Annotated in this window: 9 protein-coding genes; 3 read left to right on the top strand and 6 right to left on the bottom strand. The window is 42.1% G+C overall.

Annotated features, from left to right (window positions below; translation table 11 throughout):
- Positions 1-53: 53 nt before the first annotated feature.
- A complete protein-coding gene (locus NSTC745_RS21120) occupies positions 54-884 on the top strand; it encodes a phytanoyl-CoA dioxygenase family protein (RefSeq protein WP_445632689.1) in 831 nt (276 codons plus the stop codon).
- A 59-nt stretch (positions 885-943) separates the two neighbouring features.
- Here NSTC745_RS21120 and NSTC745_RS21115 read toward each other — a convergent pair whose 3' ends face one another.
- From NSTC745_RS21115 to NSTC745_RS21090, 6 genes are all read right to left on the bottom strand, one after another.
- Entirely contained in the window at positions 944-1,069 is a 126-nt protein-coding gene (locus NSTC745_RS21115; RefSeq protein ID WP_445632688.1) for a hypothetical protein, read from the bottom strand.
- A 58-nt stretch (positions 1,070-1,127) separates the two neighbouring features.
- On the bottom strand, positions 1,128-3,482 hold the full coding sequence (locus NSTC745_RS21110; RefSeq protein ID WP_445632687.1) for a beta strand repeat-containing protein: 2,355 nt from the start codon (positions 3,480-3,482) through the stop codon (positions 1,128-1,130).
- A 654-nt stretch (positions 3,483-4,136) separates the two neighbouring features.
- Entirely contained in the window at positions 4,137-4,301 is a 165-nt protein-coding gene (locus tag NSTC745_RS21105) for a hypothetical protein (RefSeq protein WP_445632686.1), read from the bottom strand.
- A 132-nt stretch (positions 4,302-4,433) separates the two neighbouring features.
- Entirely contained in the window at positions 4,434-5,738 is a 1,305-nt protein-coding gene (locus NSTC745_RS21100; RefSeq protein ID WP_445632685.1) for an MFS transporter, read from the bottom strand.
- 355 nt (positions 5,739-6,093) lie between these two features.
- On the bottom strand, positions 6,094-6,573 hold the full coding sequence (locus NSTC745_RS21095) for a response regulator (protein WP_445632684.1): 480 nt from the start codon (positions 6,571-6,573) through the stop codon (positions 6,094-6,096).
- 3 nt (positions 6,574-6,576) lie between these two features.
- A complete protein-coding gene (locus tag NSTC745_RS21090; RefSeq protein WP_445632683.1) occupies positions 6,577-12,729 on the bottom strand; it encodes an AAA family ATPase in 6,153 nt (2,050 codons plus the stop codon).
- A gap of 331 nt (positions 12,730-13,060) precedes the next feature.
- Between NSTC745_RS21090 and NSTC745_RS21085 the strand changes: the two genes are divergently transcribed.
- Both NSTC745_RS21085 and NSTC745_RS21080 read left to right on the top strand, forming a co-directional pair.
- Entirely contained in the window at positions 13,061-15,211 is a 2,151-nt protein-coding gene (locus tag NSTC745_RS21085; RefSeq protein WP_445632682.1) for a putative bifunctional diguanylate cyclase/phosphodiesterase, read from the top strand.
- Between the two features lie 681 nt (positions 15,212-15,892).
- Positions 15,893-20,938 carry a PAS domain S-box protein gene (locus NSTC745_RS21080; protein WP_445632681.1) on the top strand — a complete coding sequence of 1,682 codons (5,046 nt, stop codon included), beginning with the start codon at positions 15,893-15,895 and terminating at the stop codon, positions 20,936-20,938.
- The last annotated feature ends 241 nt before the right edge of the window (positions 20,939-21,179 follow it).

The following is a 21,179-nucleotide window of genomic DNA, read 5'->3' as shown; positions in this document are numbered from 1 at the left end:
GTTTTTGACAATTGCTGTAATTATTAAAACAGATAAATTTGAATTACACATAGATGCAGGCTTTTAATATGCACCTCACAGAAGAACAGTTATTAATTTATAAAAATCAAGGATTTCTTGTATTGCCAGAATATTTTTCTCGCGGTGAAATTGAAGCGATGAAAGCAGAATTATCTAGTTTATCAGCAGATAACTCACCCAAAAAAGTTCTGGAAAAAGATGGTAAAACTTTACGTTCATTGCACGGTTCGCATATAACAAATGATGTTTTCAAGTGTCTAACAAGACATCCGTTTATCGTTGAACCTGCAATGCAAATAGTTGGCAGTCAAGTATATGTATATCAATTCAAAATTAATATTAAGGCAGCATTTAGCGGCGATATTTGGAAGTGGCATCAAGACTACATCTATTGGCGTAAAGAGGATGGAATGCAAAGACCTCAAGCAGTCAACGCCATGTGTTTGTTAGATGATATGAACGAATTTAATGGCCCGCTATTTTTGATTCCTGGTTCTCATAAAGAAGAGATGATTGATGTTACGGCTCATAGTTCTAATGAAAGTCAGGAATGGATATCGAGTTTTAGCGCTAATTTGAAGTATTCTCTCAACCAGAAATTAATTACTAATTTAGTATCAAAATATGGAATTACTTTTATCAAAGCTGCGGCAGGTTCATTAGTGTTTTTTGATAGTAATATTGTCCACGCCTCTAGCAATAATATATCACCTTTTGGGCGTTCAACAGTAATTATTACTTATAATAGTATTGAAAATATTCCTTCTCCAGTTATAAACCCACGACCAGATTTTCTTGTTAGTCAAGATTATCGACCTGTTATTCCTTTAGCATCTGATATGTTATCTCAGCTTTCTAGCTAGGGCAAACGCATCTAAATATTGATGTGTATAACAAAGTAAGAAGCTTGAAGGCATAAACTTTACGATCGCCCTGCCGTTTGGGACAGACCACTTACCGAGCGATCGCGTAGCGTCTTTGAAAGAGAATCGCCTTCAAGATGAAGGCGATCGCTCATCTTTAGTCTAAAGTCCAGTATTTCAGACATCTCGCATTCCCAGCATTTGCAACTTTCTCTACCTAGATGAATACAGCCTTAACCACGATTAAACAACCACAAAATTATTGTTGGTTAATGACAAGCCAGCAGTAACTAAAGCAAATTGTAGCTGAGTAAATGCACCCCCACTACCATCCTGGTCAAAGAACAATTCACCTGTGGTGGAGTTATAAATAAACCTTTGAGCGCTAGTGGTTGCAGATGCACCGATTGTAAATTGATTAGCTTTTAGTACACCTGCCGATAATCCACTACCAAAACCAGCAGGCGATACCTGAATTACTTCATTAGTTGCATTGAAATCATAAATGCGATCGCTCCCTTCATCAAAATCAAAAATATCAAAAGCAAACGTATCAATACCACTTCCTCCATAGAGGGTATCATTACCATTGCCACCTGTGAGGATATCATTACCATTGGTTCCCACAATGAAGTCATCGTAGTATGTACCTGTGATATCTAATCGTTCAATATTTTTGTAATTAACCGAGTTCGCACCTGCGGTAATTGAGCCGATGTTAGTAGTGGCATTGTATGTCGAAGTAATTCCTGTGGTAGCACCGCTGTAATCGACAAACAACAAATCCCCACCTCGACCCCCATCTATCGTATCTTTGCCGCTATTGCCAGGGGTGAGCGTATCATTGCCATTGCTCGCCACGATGTTGTCATTGTAGGCTGTACCTGAGATATTTAATCGTTCAATATTTTTGTAATTAACCTGATACTTGCCTGCTGCGATTGAGGTAACATTAGTAGTAGCATTGAATGTCGTTGTGATTCCTGTGCTAGCGTTGGTGTAATCAACCGACAATAAATCCTCATCCTTGCCTCCATCTACTGTTTGAGTCACTAAATAAGAGGGAACACTATCGCCAGATGAGGGGCTTACATACAAGGAATCATTGCCATCGCCACCAGAGAGTAAGTTATTGCCTGTTGAAATCTCAGCACGCAATGTATCATTACCAGCACCACCGTTGAGGGTGTTATTGCCTGACGAGGGATTGTAATCTTCATCGTTGGAATTTATGACAGTGTTGACAATGCCAGAGGTGGAGAGATAATCATTGCCATCGCCACCAGAGAGTAAGTTATTGCCTGTTGAAAGCTCAGCACGCAATGTATCGTTACCAGCGCCACCATTGAGAGTGTTATTGCCTGAGGAAGGATCGTAACTATCTTTATAGTTGGGATTAATGAGACCGCCAGAGGTGTCGAGATAATCATTGTCATCGCCGCCAGAGAGTAAGTTATTGCCTGTTGAAATCTCAGCAAGCAATGTATCGTTACCAGCGCCACCATTGAGAGTGTTATTACCTGAGGAGATAAAATAAACAAACCCTCTATATGAGTTACGGCCAGAGGTGGAAAGAAAATCATTGCCATTGCCTCCATTAAGTAAGTTATTGCCTGTTGGAGACTCAGCACGCAATGTATCATTACCAGTACCACCGTTGAGAGTGTTATTACCTAAGGAGCCAGTAAATATCTGTCCAAGCCTACCAGAAAGGTAAGAGGTGCTAAGAATATCATCGCCATCGCCCCCAGAGAGTAAGTTATTACCTTCTGAATCCTCAGCATTTAAGTAATCGTTGCCACTGCCGCCATCAAGGAAATTATCACCTGTTGAAAAGTCAGCATTCAAGCGATCGTCACCAATACCACCAACAAGGGAATTATTGCCAGTTATATCAACCAGGGTGTCATTGCCTAAACAACCAATGAGAGTATCATTTCCCACACCACCTCTCAAAAGATCGTTACCACTTAAGCCATTGATTTTGTCATTACCTCCCTGACCATTAATCACATCATCTGAGTTGTTTAAACCTGTAATGTTGTTAGCAAGGTCATTGAGAAAAGTGACTGTGTTTTTGATGCCGATGGTTGTATCAGTAGAATTGGCATCCACAACATTAAAACTATCAGTAACCGTAGTTTCGTTATTAAAGATAATATTACCAATGGCTGGCGTACTACCAGAAGCTTTCAAGTTCTCCAAGTCTTCTAGTTTGAAGTTTTGGAGGATGAATTTAGGCGTAGAATCGGCTGATTCAAAAGTGATTTCTAAATCGCTACCATTTTGCGTCAGCAGCAGATTTCGCACACTCAACTCAACACCAAAAAATTGAATCTTATCAACTTCGGCAATAACTGATGGTGTTGGGTTTGTTCCTTTACCTACTCCACCAAAATCAGTGATTGTATAAGTACCAGCAAAGCCGTAGTAGTCCGAATCGTAAACAAATGTATCGTTGCCGCCTCCGCCAGTCAGGGTGTCGTTGCCTTCACCACTTGTAATAATGGTATCGTTGCCAAGTTTACCGTTAATCGTGTCCGCGCTGGTGGTGTCCTGTAGAGTATCATCACCATTGGTTCCTATGATATTTGCCATAATTTTTTCCTACATGAATCAATTGTTGAAGTAAGTTCAATTCTGAAGTTGCAGTGTTGTTTAAGAGCAGAAATAATTGACCATATGCAATCTTTCGGCATATTCTCATGCTATTATTCAGAGTTATTTTTCTTAACAATTTATCCTGTTCGCGAAATTGCAACTAGCATTTCTATAACTATCTAAGTCTTAGGCATTGTACAAATTTCTGAGCGTCTATAACTTCTAAAATTAGCTATTTTTGACTTTAATCATCTTGATGACTAATACTTTAGGTTTAGTACAACCCAAAAATTACTCAAAAAGTCTCAAAAATTCAGATTTAAAGCTCAAAAGACACACCTCAATTTGAGTTTTTTGCCAACGCGTAAGTCTTACTAGCTTGAAAACAGGATAACAGATATTTATGTCTTTTTTACAGTTATTAACCCTGAGGCTCTAGCTGAAAAATACGAAACAAATTGCGAAGCATAAACAAACGAACAGAACATTCAAAATTTCTGCTCATCATTAATATATTAATATATTAGAATATTTACTGAGTAATTGATTTCTGAACAAATATCTTTACATATTGAAAAGAAAAACTATTTAGTCATAATTATTTACCGAGATTATTTTTTATATAGCCTTAATATTTTCCTAGCTAATTCTTTACATGAAGTACAAGACAGATATTGCAAAGATCCGAAAATAATATAGGCTATCATTACCATTGCCACCAGTGAGCCAGTCATTCCCTGCATCACCGCGCCATACGTCGTTACCTGCACCACCACGCAGCAAGTCATCGCTACTTATATGAAATTTATTTTGCACGACTACTTACAAACTATAGGTATGTTTAGCCATATTTCCCAATCTACAAAGTTGAGACATGGGTCTATCTTTTTGTGCTGACTGTTGACAGTCAACCGTCAACTGTCAACAGCTTAGTGAAACAGTCTATGACTAATTCAACTTTTCCAAAGAGAAGAGATTTGTTTGGGAAGCGATCCAACGACTGACTGCTGGCAATTGTGTAGAGAACCATAGCGAACCTAAGATACTCATACTGCCACAAACAATTAAGGCATTAGTCGCACCAAAATTATCTGCTAAAGTTCCAGCTAACAGATTCCCAAAAGGCATCATACCCACCATTGCTAGGGCATAAAAACTCATTACCCGTCCGCGTTTATCTTCGGCAACTAGGGTTTGGATAATCATATTACTACTGGTAATCAGAAGGATGGCAAAGCAGCCTACAAACACCAATATGATTATGGACAGCCCAACTTGACGCGATAGCGAGAAGGAGATCGTACTCATGCCAATCAAGGCTTGAGCCACTACAATCAAACGCTCTAAGCCCACAATCCCTCGTCTGACACTCAGATACAAACAAGCAAGCAAAGAACCAATCGGTGCTGAGGTACTTAAGTGAGCCATTGTAGTTGCATCTCCATTTAAAATCTTAGATGCGAAGACAGGCATCAGCGCAATATGAGACATTCCGACTAAACCCTGTAACGCTAGTATTAATAAAATTGCTCTAATCGGCTGGAAGTGGGAGACATATTCAAAGCCCTCCCGCAATTTTTCAAAAGTATCGCTCAGGTTTGTAAGAGTCTGCGTGGGTCTGGCTTTCAGCCGCATAGCTAGCAGAGTCAAGATGGCGGGAATGTAGCTAAGGGTATCGTAGAGAAAACAATATTTCACCCCTAGCGTGCCAATCAAAATTCCACCCATAGCGGGCCCCAATACCGAAGAGGAACTTAACATTACTGAATTCAAAGCGATCGCATTACTCCAATCAGCTCGGTCATCTACGGTTTCAGTGACGATTGTATGACGCACCGGCATATCTAATCCCTTGAGCAAACCATTGAGAACGCTCAGTATTAATAGGATGGGAAACGTAATCCAATTTGTAAAGGTCAGAATCGTTAAAGCCAAGGAAACGCCAATTCCCAATATCTGCACTAGCATTAACAACTCCCGACGACTCCAGCGATCGGACAATACGCCTGAAAAGGGAATCAGTAATAACGTAGGTAAAAATTGCACAAACCCTGCAACTCCCAATAACCAGGCAGAGTTAGTCAAATCGTATACCAGCCAAGGAATAGTTAACTGCTGGGTCATAAATGTCCCAGACAATGATAGTAACTGTCCTCCAAAAAACAGCCGAAAATTACGCCAGCGAAAGGCAGGTAAATAGTGATAAGTGATATTACTTACGCGATCGCCTAGTTGCCTGTTCCAAATTTTCATGAGCAGAATTTTAATATGTACTGCTAACTGTTAGTCAAGCTAACAATTATATGATAATCGCATAGTTTACCGCCGCAGGCATCGTTTATTTGGCTGTGTAAGGGTATCTTTATTGCTGAAGCTTTAATATCGTGTCCGGTTAAAGACTTATCATTAAGGCCGCAGGGGAGCAGAGGGGCAGGGGAGAGGGTTTTGCCGTTTCTGCACAGATGTATGGAATTACAACTGATTAGCCGGACATGACATAACTGATTGATTAGAGTATGTCACGTTTAACTTTCAATTTTGGCGATCGCATACATATATGGTGATTTGATTATTTATATTTATTGCCTGTTTCCTGTACATTACTCTACTAAAAAGCTGGCAATTGGTTAAACAAAACCCAATAAAAACCAAGCTGTTGAACTGCTTGGTTGAATTGTTCAAAATCGACAGGTTTAACGATGTAACTATTCACCCCAAACTGGTAACTCTCGATCATGTCTCGGTCTTCAGCGGAAGAGGTCAGGACTACAATCGGAATTTTTTGCGTGCGGGGATCGGACTTGATTTGACGTAAAACTTCTAATCCGCTCACCTTTGGTAGTTTCAAATCCAGCAAAATCACTTTTGGTTGATTCGTTATGGTGCGGTGGGCATATTCTCCCTGGCAAAAAATAAAATCTAGAGCTGCTGCTCCGTCCTTAAGCAGTTGAATTTGATTGCCAATTCTGGCGCGACGCAATGCTCGAATAGTCAGTTCGGCATCAGTGGGATTATCTTCCACTAAGAGAATGGAAATTGGTTGCTCGGAAGGTGGATCGGTGGAGCGATCGCTTGATTGGTAAATCATGGGTTAGTTATTGGGAAGCATGAAGTAAAAAGTCGCGCCTCGACCGCTCGCTGCTTCAGCCCAGATGCGCCCTCCGTGGCGTTGAATAATGCGTTGCACGATGGCCAGTCCAATGCCTGTACCTTCAAATTCTTCTTCTCGATGCAGACGTTGGAAGACTCCAAAAAGTTTATCGGCATAGCGCATATCAAATCCAGCCCCGTTATCTTTGATAAAGTATATTCCTTCACCATCGATGGCCTGACAACCTACTTCAATGCAGGCAAGGGGTTTGTAGCGGGTGTACTTAATGGCATTGGATAACAGGTTGAGCCAAACTTGTTTGAGCAGGGAAGGATCGGCTTGACATACAGGTAAATCGGCGATCGCAAATTCAATCTCGCGACTCGACCAATCCGGGGCTAAATCATTGAGTGCCATTTGAATAATCTCATTGGGAAACACTGGTTGCCGGGACATTTCTTTGCGATCCAAACGAGATAAAGTCAACAAATCATCAATCAACTCACCCATACGTTTGGCATTGTCGCGGACAATTTTTAAGTAACGATTGGCTTCGGCATCTAGTTGATCGCCGTAATCTTCCTGCATCATTCTCGAAAAGCCATCGATGGCCCGCAGCGGTGCCCGCAGATCGTGGGAAACTGAATAAGCAAAGGCCTCCAACGCTTTGTTAGCAGTTTCTAATTGGGCAGTTCGTTGTTTGACCCTGATTTCTAAAGATTGGTTGAGTTGATGCAGAGCTTCAATCGCCCTTTTGCGCTCTAATTCTGCTGCTGCCCGCGCTGCAAATACGTCTAAAATTATCTCTATTCGTAGCCGATCTGAGAGTGGTTCCACGTCGAGGATGCAAAGATTACCAATCGGGTCGCCGCTGGCATTTTTTAAGGAAATACCCAGATAACTATCTGCTTCCATTGCTACTAAGTCTAAGTCTTCAGGGAAAAATTCTTGAACGCAGCTTTCGCAGTAAAACAATCCGTCTCTTAAGGCAAATTCGCATGGTGTACGCGCCGGAAAGTAGGATATTTCTGGTTGCAATGCCCCATGCGCCCAAAAAGCCAGAGCTTTGAGTTTGCCTTCAACTAATTCGGTGACCAAGGCATAGGGGACGTGTAAGGCTGCGGCAATATGATGAACCAAAGCTGGGAAAAAATCTTGCCCTGTAACCGCAGCCGTTCCTGTAACCAGATTTTGCAGCATTGTTTCTGCTCTTTTGAGTTCCGCTTCTCGGCGTTTCGCCTCACTGATATCCCGGACGATGGTAGAAAAATATTCTACACTGCCATCTGTTGCTTTGTGAGCAACGATGGTTTGGGAAACCGGAATTTCTCTGCCGTCGCTGCCAAGCAAAGCGATTTCACCAAGCCAAATTCCATCTCGAATTGCTGCTGGAATGCCCTGGTTTTGCAGAATCTCTAGCGCCCATTGGGGATGGTAGTCGGCGATCTTCAAGTTGGAGAGGTCTGCATCCAGAGAAAGACCGCGCAGTTTGCGTAACTGAGCATTATTCCAGAGGACATTACCTTGGGAATCTGCCAGACCAACGTAGTCGCTGGTGGCCTCCAGCATGGCCATTAAGCGATCGCGGTCTTTTTGGGCCCGTTGGCGATCGGCAATTTCAGCCTGTAAGGATGCATTTAATTCTGCTTGCTGCTTTAACAAACGGGCATTATCAATGGAAATAGCTGCCTGAGTAAAAAGTAAGTGCAGGACTTCAATTCGCTCTGGGGTAAATGCCTTGGTGGTGAGATTGTTTTCTAAAAGCACAATTCCTGTTAGTTTTCCCTGGTTCAACAGTGGAGTACAAAGAATTGATTTCGATTGGCGTCGCACAATCCAAGGTTCGGACTGAAAGTTGCCTTCAGCAGCAGCATTATCGAGGACGATACTTTCCTGGGTGCGAGTCACGTAATTGATTAAGGTCGTTGGTAAGTCAGGATTGCAGTCTTTTGATATTAAAGTGGCTTGGCCGATGGACTTCATGGCTTCAATCTGCCATTCGTCTGCTGTTGGCAAAATCAGATAACCTGTTTGCGCTCCGGCATTCTCAATTAAGATCGTCATCAGTTTTGCCAGGAGTCGATCTAAGACAATCTCGCTGGCGATCGCTTGGGAAGCTTTCAACACCGTTTCTAAGTCTAGTGCTTCTAATTTAGTTGCAGCCGATTCTGTGGTGTTAATTTGACTTATTTCGGTTTTTTCAAAGTACACCTCTAACAATTGGGGATACTGTTTTTCTAGATTTCGGACTTTAGCGGTTGCTCCCCACCTTAAATAACCGTACCTCGCTTCTTGGAAATAAGCTTTGGCGATTGCGATGCGGTTGTGTGCTAGATAAAACTTTGCAGCTAGTTCGTTTGCTAAAGCTTCTTCTTGCAGGTATTCGTTCTCCCTTGCTAGGGCAATGGCGCGATCGTAGGCGTCCATTGCTTGGACTACTTGACCCAACACCCGATGCCGTTCTGCTTCTACTAAATACCACTTGTGTAGATAGTTCGTTGGGGCATGGTGCGCCCAATTTTGCATTTTTGCTTGATTTTCTACTACCTGCTCCAACAATTGGGATTGTGTTGCGGTGTTTGTGTGGGAATACACCGCCAGTCGGCATAGAGAATCGTAGAACCGAAACATCCCAACCAAGGCTGCTCCCGTCATGGCTGCTAAATATTCTTGGGCGAGGACAGCATTGGCTAAGGCGCGGTCTGTCGCTGCTTCTTGGCCCAGTCCGCCGCAGGCATCCAAATTTTTCAACGCAGACATCGCCTGATTTCCATCGCCAAACAAATAACAGAGAAATAATTTATTCAGGTAGAAATAGAACAAACCTGCGTGAAAATTCGTTTGTTCCATTTGGGGTAGCCGAGTTGCTTCGTCGTAAGCTTGACCGGATAGCATCCCAGAATTGGGAACTTCCTCAACCAGATTCAAAACAGTCTGCTGGCAAATTTCTACAAAATCAATGCCAGCCGAATGCTTGATTTGTTTTACTGCCTGAGCATAGCTGGTTAGATGCAGTTCGAGTTCAGTTAGAGGTTGACCGGCTGCAAATGAATAAGCACAAAAATACATAGCCGCGTAGCCAGCAAACTCTAAATCGCCTTGCTCGACACCAATTTGATAGCAATCTTGGAGTGGCTTGAGGCTGTTTTTCAGGTGTGTCTTCCAAACGTTAATCTGATTGGTAACCGCGAATAAGGTTCTGGCTTGAATGGATTTGGTATCTGGGCCAAGTAGACTTAAAGCCAGTTGACCAAATTGATACCCTGCTTCAATGTCTAAGACTACTCCACAAAGAATAATTCCATAGGCAGCATAGGCAAAGGGAGCCAAGGTCATATTTCCGTACTCAACCAGCAAATCCACCATCTTGAGTACAATCAGCAAAAATAAGGGAGGTACTGCCAAATAAGCTGATGCACACATCCTTGCCAAAAGTTGCATTGCCCCTAGCATTTCTGGCTGGGACATGATTGGCAGGTCAACCAAATCTTCAATGCGTCTGTTTGCCAATTTAGAGTCAGTTTCCGAAAGTGCTTGCCGAACATCCTCAAAGCTTGGGCTGATGGGCAGGTGAATTCCTAATTGCTGAAGTAACTCTAAAGCTATTTGAATCGCCTCTAGTAATTTATTTTCAGCCACATAAGTCTGAATTTTGACATCGTAAACTTTTAAGCTGGCTAATAGAGTTGTTGCGCGATGGAGTACTTCTTGGAATAGTGGCTGTACTTGCTCGAAATTGCCGCTCAGATAAGCTGCTTCAGTGGTTGCATTGTACAGGGTCAGGGTAAAGTCATAATCTGTTTGCCAGCTATCGGTTGTCAGGAGATCCAAACCAATTTGCAAATATCTCCAAGCAGCGTCATAAGCGGCTGATGCTTTGGCTTTTTCTCCTGCCATCAGGTTTAACCGAGACAAATGATGCTGCTGGGATTGATTTTCGATCGCTTTTCTGCCCAGGTTTAGTTGGTTGGTGATATCAAAAATTTTGTGTTCTAACTGTTGTGCGGAAGTTATTTGTAAAAAGCACTGTCCCAGCTGCCAATGGACGTTGCTTTGTTGGGCTTGGGGAATCAGCGAATAGGCCGCTTGCTGGATGCGATCGTGGGCAAATTTGTATTCTACTGGAGTCAGGTCGGCTGTTAGCGTTACATCTAATACTACTGATTTGTGGGCATTGCTCAAAGGCAGAATCAACCCTTGGGCGATCGCTACTCCTAAAGCCTGGGCGGCTTCTCGCTGGGATAATTGGGCGGCAAATGCCAGAGTTTGCAGATCGAAACAGTTGCCAATGCAGGCAGCTAGCTGTAAAACTTGCTGTGTCTGTTTGTTCAGCTTTTGAATTTTCGCTGCCATCAAATGTACAACATTCTCCGTAATTTCACGATGGCGAATTTGCTCTATCGACCACTGCCATTTTTTAGTTTGGCGATGAAATTCTAATAACCCTTCGGTGTGGAGAGATTTCAAAAATTCATTAATAAAAAAGGGATTGCCACCGGTTTTTAGTTGTACTAGTTCTGCCAATAACAGAGAATCTTCTAGCTGGCAGTGCAATGTATCGGCGATTAACTGATTGATGTCAGGTAGACTTAAAGGTGACAAACAAAGGTGATTTACCACTCCTTTACTTTGGCGGATTTCCTTTACCATCTGCATCAGGGGATGGGTTGGATTTACCTCGTTATCTCGGTAAGCCCCGATTAACAACAAAGATTGCCCAATGGTTGCGGTAGTTAATAATTCGATCAGCTTCAAGGAGGCATTATCTACCCACTGAAGATCGTCTAAAAAGATGACTAGGGGATGTTGCGAACGAGTAAAGACGCCAATGAAATTTTGGAAAACTTGGTGAAAGCGATTTTGGGCTTCAGTTGGCGGCAGAACAGGTACGTCTGGCTGGCTGCCTACAATCAACTCCAGTGCTGGAATTACCTGGGTAATGACTCTAGCGTTGGCACCAAGAGCAGCCAACAGATGCTTGCGCCACTGACACAGCTGTGCTTTATCTTCAGTCAGTAATTGTTTGATTAGTGACTCAAAAGCTTGGGCGATCGCATAATAAGGAATATTACGCTGATATTGGTCAAATTTACCCGCAATGAAGTAGCCTCGTTGCTGTGTAATCGGCTTATAAATTTCCTGCACCAAAACTGACTTCCCAATACCGGAATATCCCCCGATTAGCATCAGTTCGCTTTGTCCTGCCACTCTTTGAAATGCTCCTAATAATGCCTCTACCTCCCTTTGTCTGCCATAAAGTTTTTCTGGGATCTGAAACTTCTCAGAAATATCTTGTTTCCCTAACAAAAAAGAATCAATTCGTCCGCTGTATTGTAGCTGCTTGAGACACTCTTCTAAATCGGTTTTAATTCCCCAGGCACTTTGATAGCGTTCTTCTGCGGTCTTAGCTAACAGTTTCAGAACAATTTCTGAAACCATCACCGGAATTTCTGGATCGATAAAATGCGGTGGAATAGGTTCTAAAGCCAGGTGATAATGAATTAACTCCAAGGCATCACTGGATTCAAAAGGCAATCGATTGGTTAACAGTTGATAGAAAGTAGCACCTAGAGAGTAAAAATCAGTTCGATAGTCCAGAGAACGGTTCATTCTGGCTGTTTGCTCTGGAGATATGTAAGCTAGCGTTCCCTCTAGTACCGTGGGATTTTTGATAGTTAAAGTCTCGCGCGATAAGTCAGTTGAAATTCCAAAATCAATAATTTTAAGCTCTTGTGTTTGGGGATTTAAAACAATATTTGACGGATTAATATCTTTATGAATAATATTCGCACTATGAATTTCCGATAAACTCTGAGTTATCTTAACGGCTAACTTGAGAAACTGTGTTAGAGTAAATTTTTTATTAGTTATAATTTTTGCTAAAGATTCTCCTCCAAAATCCTCCAAAATGAGTAGAAAAGTATTTTGATATTGTTGAAAATCATAAGCCTGAATAACGCCTTCCAATGATAAACTGCGTGTAATTTCATATTCGAGCTTATAGCGCGTGATTTCTTCTGGAGTGGGGTAGTCTTTCTTCAAAACTTTGAAGATTACAGGCAACCCATCCACTTGATGAATTCCTCTATAAACGCGTGAATTAACGCTTTCATGGATTTTTGTCAGAATTTGGTATTCAGGAATTTCCAGCATAGCTTAACCGCCTGCAACTATTACACAGAAGGACAAAGCCGGGTTGACTGAATTTTAGATTTTGAATTTTAGATTTTCCATAGGATAATTCTCAATCTAAAATTTAGAAATAGTTTCAGAGCTAGAGAATTTAAATACGAGAACAAATCTCAAATCCCAAAACCTAAAAAAATCTTAAATCGGCAATCTAAAATTCAAAAATGATTGAATCATGCCGATTATACAATAATCAAACCCGATTAGCTCATTTATCGATACTAGAGGAATTTTAAGAAAAATTGAACTCAAAATATTGCGGGATTAGTCAATGGGTTGCTAAGGAGATTGTAGGATGAGTGAAACGTTGAACGTCCTGATTGTTGAAGATTCCGAGACTGATGCTATGTTAGTTCTCAGTGAATTGCGCCGTGGTGGTTTCAATCCGATCTGGCAGCGCGTCCAAACAGCCCCAGAGCTACTTGCAGCCCTCAATAGCGCTAGCTGGGATGTGATGATTTCCGATTACAGATTGCCAGGATTCAATGCTGCTGAGGCTTTGGAAATAGCCAAGCAGAGTCACAAAGATATTCCTTTCATTTTAGTTTCCGGCACAATTGGCGAAGTTTTGGCTGTGGAAATGATGAAAGCTGGCGCTCATGATTATGTGATGAAGGATAACTTAAATCGATTGCCAGAGGCAGTGCGTCGAGAACTTCGGGATGCACGGGTAAGAGCAGAGGGCAAACAAGCTCAAAAGCTGTTACAAACATTAGCATCTAATATACCCGGAATGATTTACAGCTTTGTATATTATTATGATGGTTCTACTGCCTTTGAGTATATCAGTTTGGGCTGTCTGGATCTTTTAGAGTTAGCGCCACATCAAGTTTTAGAAAATGCTTCTCTTTGCTTCGACCAAATTCATATTGATGACCGTGCAGAATTTTATACAGCCGCCAAACAAAGCGCTCAAAATTTAAAACCATTCTCCTACGAATGGCGAGTAGTTACACCCTCTGGCAAACTCAAGTGGGTACAGACAAATGCTCGTCCGGAGTGTCGAGAGAATGAGGATATTGTTTGGTATGGTGTTTTAATGGATGTGACCGAGAAAAAACAAGCACAAGAGTTAATTATCCACAATGCTTTGCACGATCCATTAACGGATTTACCGAATCGGACACTTTTGGTGGAACGGCTGGAACTAGCCATTAACCGAGCTAAACGAGTAGAAAGTTATCGTTACGCTGTTTTGTTTCTAGACCTCGATCGCTTTAAAGTCATCAACGACAGTTTAGGACACTTAGCAGGAGACCAACTACTCAAGGATATTGCTCAAAAGCTAAAAGCCCATTTGCGGGAGATTGATTTAGTCGCTCGCATTGGTGGTGACGAATTTGTAATTTTGCTAGAAGATATTCCTGGTATTGAAAAAGCCATTCAAATTACCGAGCGTATCCTCAGAGATCTGCAAACACCGTTGATACTGAATGATGCTGAAGTAGTTATCAGTACAAGCATCGGGATTGTTTTAGGAACAAAATATTATTGCCAAGCCTCCGATTTACTGCGAGATGCCGATATTGCCATGTATCGAGCCAAAGCTCAGGAAAGAAGTTCCTACAAAATTTTTGATGTCAAAATGCATACCCAAGCAGTAAATCGGCTGACTTTAGAAAGCGATATTCGCAAAGCTTTGGAAAGAGAAGAGTTTGCCATCTATTACCAGCCGATTGTTGATATTCTTGGCAATCGCTACGACAAAAAAAGCCAACCCCAAGCAGGGCGGTTGATTGGATTTGAAGCATTGGTGCGCTGGCAGCACCCGACTCGCGGGTTTGTTTTGCCAAGGGAATTTATGGCGATCGCCGAAGAAACGGGGCTAATTGTGCAAATCGATCGCTGGATGCTTTACACAGCTTGCCAACAACTGGCAAACTGGAAAAAAAACTTTATTAATCATTTGCCGCTAAAAATTAGTATCAACCTTTCCGCTCAAGATATTCGCCAACCGAGTTTAATTGAAGACATCGATGGCATCCTAGCCCAAACAAATTTAACGGGCGATTCCATAGTCTTAGAAATTACCGAGAGTATGCTCATTGAAAATATTAGTCAGACAATTGATTTATTAACCGAGTTAAAAGCTAGAAAAATTCAGATTAGTATTGATGATTTTGGTACTGGTTATTCATCGCTCAATTATCTCCATCGCTTACCCACCGATAATTTGAAAATCGATCGCTCCTTTGTCAGTCAAATGCAAGAAGGAAACCGTAATTACCAAGTTGTCAGTACCATTATTGCTTTGAGCAATCAACTCGGATTGGGTGTTGTTGCTGAAGGTATTGAAACACCACAGCAACTTCAATGGTTACAGCAGCTAGGATGCGAATTGGGTCAAGGTTACCTGTTCTCCCAACCTCTGGATCGCCAAACAGCAGAAGCACTTCTAGCAAGTAAAACTTTATATTTCTTCTCTAACTATCGCGATCGGATGTGATTTGTGCAATTTGCCACCGCCAGAAAGTATGGAGTACAGGCACTATGAATGGCGTCTTTACAGGAGTGGCTAATCAGCTTTTTGCAATTAATATAGAAGTTTCACATTGCGACTGACTTAACAAACAATCACTCATTAGCAGATTTTATTTTATAAGTTTTAAGATTAAGTTGGGTAACTACGTTTTTGTAAATTTAGTATTTCTCGTCAGCAAATCAATATTATGATTATAGAACAATACCGTTCAGTTAACGATATTTTGCTCCGGAAGATCCCCCCAACACCCTTACAAATGGGGCTTAGTTCCCTCTTTTTTAAGGAGGCTTAGCGAGGATCGAGTCTTAACTGAACTCTATTGGATTATAGAATATTAATTATTATAGGAATGCTATTTGATTTTTGAAAAAACTCACTCCACTATCGCTTGTTTTCTCTTCCCTGTGAAAAGCCTCTGGCGCTTGCACTGAGCTTCGCACACTGCAAAAGTAAGTTTAAAAATCAAATACGATTCTTAATATGAATTTTGGCTAGATATACTACATTTTCAAAGATTTTTCTCATAGAAAAAGAAGTTTTCCCCACTCCACAAAATCTATCTAGAGATAACTTCCTAAAATTTGCAAACTAGCTTAGGCTGTATACAGCCTCTGCAATAAGTATTGGTTATTCTCTGACATTTTCATGCTCCATATTTATTATTTCCAATTACTGCGTTATGGCGTTGCTGTATTAAGTGTCACACTTGCGGTAGTGTTAATGCTGATGCTAGACCCCTGGCTAAGCATGAGTAAAACTCCTTTTCTACTATTTTTTAGCGCTGTAATGGTGAGTGCCTGGTATGGTGGTTTGAAATCAGGGCTGTTGGCAACCTTCTTATCTGTACTACTGAGCAATTACTTTTTTATATCGCCAGTTTCTCAACTGAGTTTTGACTTATCCAATTCTGTGCGAATCGGGTTATTTGCAATACAAGGATTGCTTTTTAGTGTCTTATGTGAAGTTTTAAAAACCGCTAAAAGAACTGCTGATGAAAATTTACAAAAGCTCAAAGTCTCTGAAGAAAGATTTCGCCTAGCCTTGAGCAGTTCAGATATTATGATATTTCAGCACGATCGCAATTTGCGATATCAGTGGATTCATAATCCTCAAGGTGGAGACACAGCAGTAGAAATCCTGGGTAAGTCTGATGCAGAATTATTTCCCGCCTCAATAGCAGAGCAATTAACAGCAATCAAGGAAAGAGTATTAAAAACTGGTATTTCCACCCGTGAAGAGGTTTGTCTGCCAGTATGTGGAGAAAACTGTTACTATGATTTGCTGATTGAACCGCTAAAGGATGCAGACAATAGCATTCATGGTATTACTTGTGTGGCTGTGAATATTACCCAACGCCAGCAAGCACAACTAGAAAAAACCAGATTGCAGACAGAACTTCAGCAAGCTGTTCAGCAAAAAGATGAATCTTTAGCATTGCTTAATGCTTGGGTGAGTACTTCGCCAGTGGCGCTGGCTTTTCTGGATACCGAACTTCGCTACGTTTACGCTAATGAAGCTTTAGCAGCCATCAATGGTGTACCACTGAGCCAACATATTGGTCGCACTTTTCGGGAAGTCTTACCAGAATGGGCTGACCAAATAGAGCCTGTGTTTGAACGAGTGATGGCAACCAAGCAACCCTTACTTAACCAGGAAATCAGCGGTGAAACATATCCGCCAGGGGTCTATCGTTACGGTATTGTCAACTATTATCCAGTGTGTTTAGCGGATGGGCAGTTGCTAGGAGTAGGAATTACATCCATTGATATCACTCAACAAAAGCAATCCGAGCAAGCATTACGGGAAAGCGAAGCCAAGTTTCGCAGCGTAGTTGAGTCGAATATGATTGGCATTGGCTTTTGGGAAAAAGACGGCAAAATCACAGAAGCTAATGATGCCTTATTGAATATGTTGGGTTACTCTCGTGCAGAATTAGTTTCTGGCAAACTTAATTGGAAAAACCTGACTCCACCAGAGTATGAATCACTTGATAAACAAGTACTTATTCAACTAGAAAACAGTTCTTTTTGTAATCCTTTTGAAAAAGAATATATCCGTAAAGACGGCTCCCGTTTACCGATTTTGGCAGGTGCTAGCTGCTTTGAAGGCAGTCACGAACGGGGAGCTTTCTTTGTTCTAGATATTACAGAGCGCAAGCAAGCTGAAGAAAGACTCCGCTACATTGCCGAAGTTAGTAGTCTACTCTCTACTTCCCTAGATTACGAGCAAACCTTAGAACAAATCGCCAAAATTTCAGTTCCCCAGCTAGCAGATTGGTGTAGCGTCGATATTGTCAATGAAGATGGTTCTATTCGTCGCCTACCAATTGCCCATGCAGACCCATCCAAAGCCGAATTAGCGCGTCAACTTCAGCAGTATGCTCAAGATTACAACGGTGTAAGTGCAATTACTATATTGCAAACTGGGCAAAGCGAACTCATCCCCGAAATATCTGACTCGCTATTAGTAGCAAATACTCAAAATCAAGAACACTTAGAACTTCTTCGGCAATTGGGGATGAAGTCTGTGATGATTGTGCCGTTAATCGCCAGAGGGCGAGTACTCGGCAGCATCAGCTTTATCACCGCCGAATCAGACCGTCGCTACGATCGCTCTGACTTGACTTTAGCAACAGATGTCGCCCATCGTGCTGCCTTAGCAGTGGAAAATGCCCAACTTTATCGCGACATCCACCAAGCTCTAGTGCATTACGCCGAATCTCTGTCTCTTCTAGATGCCCTACTAGCAGCCGCTCCCGTTGCTGTATGCTTTTTGGATAGTGACCTGCGATATATCCGCATCAATCAGGTATTCGCTAACATTAATGGTTTAACCATAGAAGAACATTTAGGACGCAAATTTCAAGAAGTCCTGCCAGAGATGGCAGCTGAGTTAGAAGTGCAGTTACAGCAGGTGTTAGAGACTGGAGAACCACTGCTGAATGTCGAAATTAGCACCTACATACCAAGGCAACCTGAAAATTACAAACATTGGCTGGGCAACTATTACCCAGTCAACAATCGTATGGACGAAACTGTGGGCATTGGGATGATTATGGCAGATGTGACAGCAGCCAAACAAACAGAAGTTGCCTTGCGAGAAAGTGAAGAAAGATTCCGGGCAATGTTCAATCAAGCTGTTGTCGGCATTACTCTGGTAGCCTTGGATGGACGATTTCTTCAGGTTAATCCGGCATTGTGTGAAATTACTGGATACAGCCATGAAGAGTTAATGCAAATGAACTTTCAGCAAATTACTCATCCTGATGACTTAGAAATTGATATACAAAATGCTGGGCGAGTTTTGGCGCAAGAAATTAACGGTTATTCCCTAGAAAAACGCTACCTTTGCAAAGATGGTTCCATTGTTTGGGTAAACTTAACTTCATCAGCAGTTTGGAATAGTAAAGGGCAACTCAAATATGCGTTAGGCATTATCGAGGATATTAGCGAACGCAAACGAGTTGAAGCCACCCAACAGTTTTTAGTGGAAGCCAGCACCTTACTGGCTGCTTCATTAGATTATGAAATCACCATTACTAACGTAGCTAATTTAGCAGTTCCTACCCTAGCTGATTGGTGTATTGTAGATGTTTTTCAGGAAGATTGGTCGAGCAAACAAATTGCGATCGCCATTGCCGACCCGACAAAACAAGAGATCCTAGAGAAAATCCAACGACGTTATCGCCCCAAAAGCAGGGCACAACAGCTCGTACAGCAGCTACAGCTGGGAATATCTGTCTTTTATCCTGAATTATCTCACTCTCATCTTTTACAGATGGCTCAAGACGAGGAGCATCTGCAATTACTACAAAGCCTGGGTATGCATTCTTTAATGGTGATTCCACTGCGTTCCCGCGGGCAATTATTTGGCGCAATCTCTTTTTTTACAGCCGAGTCATGTCGGCATTACCAACACGCAGACTTAGCTTTAGCAGAAGATATTGCTCGTCGTGCTGCTACAGCCATTGACAATGCCAGACTCTACCAAGAAACTCAACAGGCAAAACAAGCCGCTGAACGCTCAGTCAATCGTACCGTACTTTTACAAAGCATCACCGCCGCCCTCTCGGAAGCCCTCACCCCCCAAGAAGTAGCTGACGTGGTGACGAACCGAGGAATTCCTGCCTTGGGAGCCGCTGCTGGTTCCGTTGTTTTACTGACTCAGGGAAATACTACTTTAAAACTTCTGCAAGCAACTGGCTATCCCCAATCAGTTATAGAAACCTGGGAAAGTTTTCCCATTACTGCTCCTACTCCAATTGCAGAAACAGTCAGAACTAAGAAGCCGATTTTTTTAGAAAATCTAGCAGCTTTGGAGGCAAATTATCCTAACTTAATTGACGCTGTAGCTTCGACTCTTAATAATGCCTGGGCTTCCATACCATTGATAGCAGAGGGTAAAGCCATTGGCGCACTGGGATTTAGCTTTGCTACTGCCCAAGCATTTAACGAAGAAGACCGGGGGTTTATGTTGACATTGGGGCAGCAATGCGGACAAGCCGTCGCCCGCGCTCAACTTTACGAAGCAGAAAAAACAGCACGGGCACAAGCTGAAACTGCCAACCGGATTAAAGATGAATTCCTGGCGGTTCTTTCTCATGAATTGAGAACTCCCCTAAATCCGATTTTAGGTTGGTCAAAGTTACTCAGAACCCGCAACTTCGACGAAGCAACTAAAATCCGTGCCTTAGAAACAATTGAACGCAACGCCAAGTTACAAACCCAATTGATTGAAGACTTGCTAGACGTGTCGCGGATTTTACAAGGGAAACTGAATTTAAATCTCCATGCAGTGGATTTAAAAGTTGCGATCGCCGCCGCCCAAGAAACGGTGCGTTTAGCCGCAGAAGCCAAATCAATTCAAATTCAAACGGTGCTAAATGATGTCGGCAAAGTTTTAGGGGATGGCGATCGCTTGCAACAAATTATGTGGAATTTACTCTCCAATGCTGTTAAATTTACACCAGTAGGAGGACGAGTAGAAGTACGTTTAGAACAAGTCAACTGGGATGCTCAAATCCAAGTAATTGATACAGGTAAGGGAATCAGTCGAGAATTTTTACCCCACGTCTTTGACTACTTCCGCCAAGCGGATGCTAAGACAACCAGAATCTTTGGCGGACTGGGATTAGGACTAGCAATTGTGCATCATTTAGTCGAACTTCACGGGGGTACAATTGAGGCAGATAGTCTAGGAGAAGGACAAGGGGCAACCTTTACAGTGAAACTACCTTTGCTCAAAAGTTCTGATTTACGAGTTCCTAGCCCAGAACCTTCTGACTTGGAACTAGATACTGAAGAATCATTGCTTTTGGGAGTCCAAATTTTGCTTGTGGACGACCAAGAAGATGTACGTGACTTTTTTAGCTTTGCCTTAGAACAGTATGGAGCAACTGTAACCGCAGTTGCATCGGCAGCCCAAGCATTAGAAGCCCTAGCCCAGTCAAAGCCAGATATCTTGTTAAGCGATATTGGAATGCCCTTGATGGATGGCTACATGCTGCTGCGCCAAGTGAGAAAATTGCCGCCAGAACAAGGTGGAGAGATTCCGGCCATCGCTTTGACTGCTTATGCTGGAGAAATTAATTATAATCAAGCACTAGCAGCCGGGTTTCAAAAACACCTACCGAAACCCGTGGAACCGCTGGATTTAGCAAATGCGATCGTTAATTTAATTAGTAATTCGTAATTTGTATTTACCCCTCTTTTGTCACTCTCCGGATAGCCAATCTCTGAAAGCTTTATCAGTCACTCAATACAGGCTTTCCTATTAGAAAAAAATAGGTCTTGTATTTGTTATTAGGAAATAAGAGAGCGTAGGCGTAGCCCGTCGTAGACATCGCCTGGTAGATAAAAGCTCTAGAATTCACAAATGGCAAATATTTTCGGAGAGTGACACAAGAGGGTTACGGATTTCCAAGAAATAAACT

Source organism: Nostoc sp. DSM 114161, from assembly GCF_052692665.1.
Note: the sequence above shows the minus strand (reverse complement) of the source record. Positions and strands in the feature narration are given on the sequence as shown.

What these genes read in the sequence shown, in the direction of transcription:
- NSTC745_RS21120 (WP_445632689.1), top strand. Translation starts at nt 54, where the DNA reads ATGCAGGCTTTTAATATGCACCTCACAGAAGAACAGTTATTAATTTAT.
- NSTC745_RS21115 (WP_445632688.1), bottom strand. Translation starts at nt 1,069, where the DNA reads ATGTCTGAAATACTGGACTTTAGACTAAAGATGAGCGATCGCCTTCAT.
- NSTC745_RS21110 (WP_445632687.1), bottom strand. Translation starts at nt 3,482, where the DNA reads ATGGCAAATATCATAGGAACCAATGGTGATGATACTCTACAGGACACC.
- NSTC745_RS21100 (WP_445632685.1), bottom strand. Translation starts at nt 5,738, where the DNA reads ATGAAAATTTGGAACAGGCAACTAGGCGATCGCGTAAGTAATATCACT.
- NSTC745_RS21095 (WP_445632684.1), bottom strand. Translation starts at nt 6,573, where the DNA reads ATGATTTACCAATCAAGCGATCGCTCCACCGATCCACCTTCCGAGCAA.
- NSTC745_RS21090 (WP_445632683.1), bottom strand. Translation starts at nt 12,729, where the DNA reads ATGCTGGAAATTCCTGAATACCAAATTCTGACAAAAATCCATGAAAGC.
- NSTC745_RS21085 (WP_445632682.1), top strand. Translation starts at nt 13,061, where the DNA reads ATGAGTGAAACGTTGAACGTCCTGATTGTTGAAGATTCCGAGACTGAT.
- NSTC745_RS21080 (WP_445632681.1), top strand. Translation starts at nt 15,893, where the DNA reads ATGCTCCATATTTATTATTTCCAATTACTGCGTTATGGCGTTGCTGTA.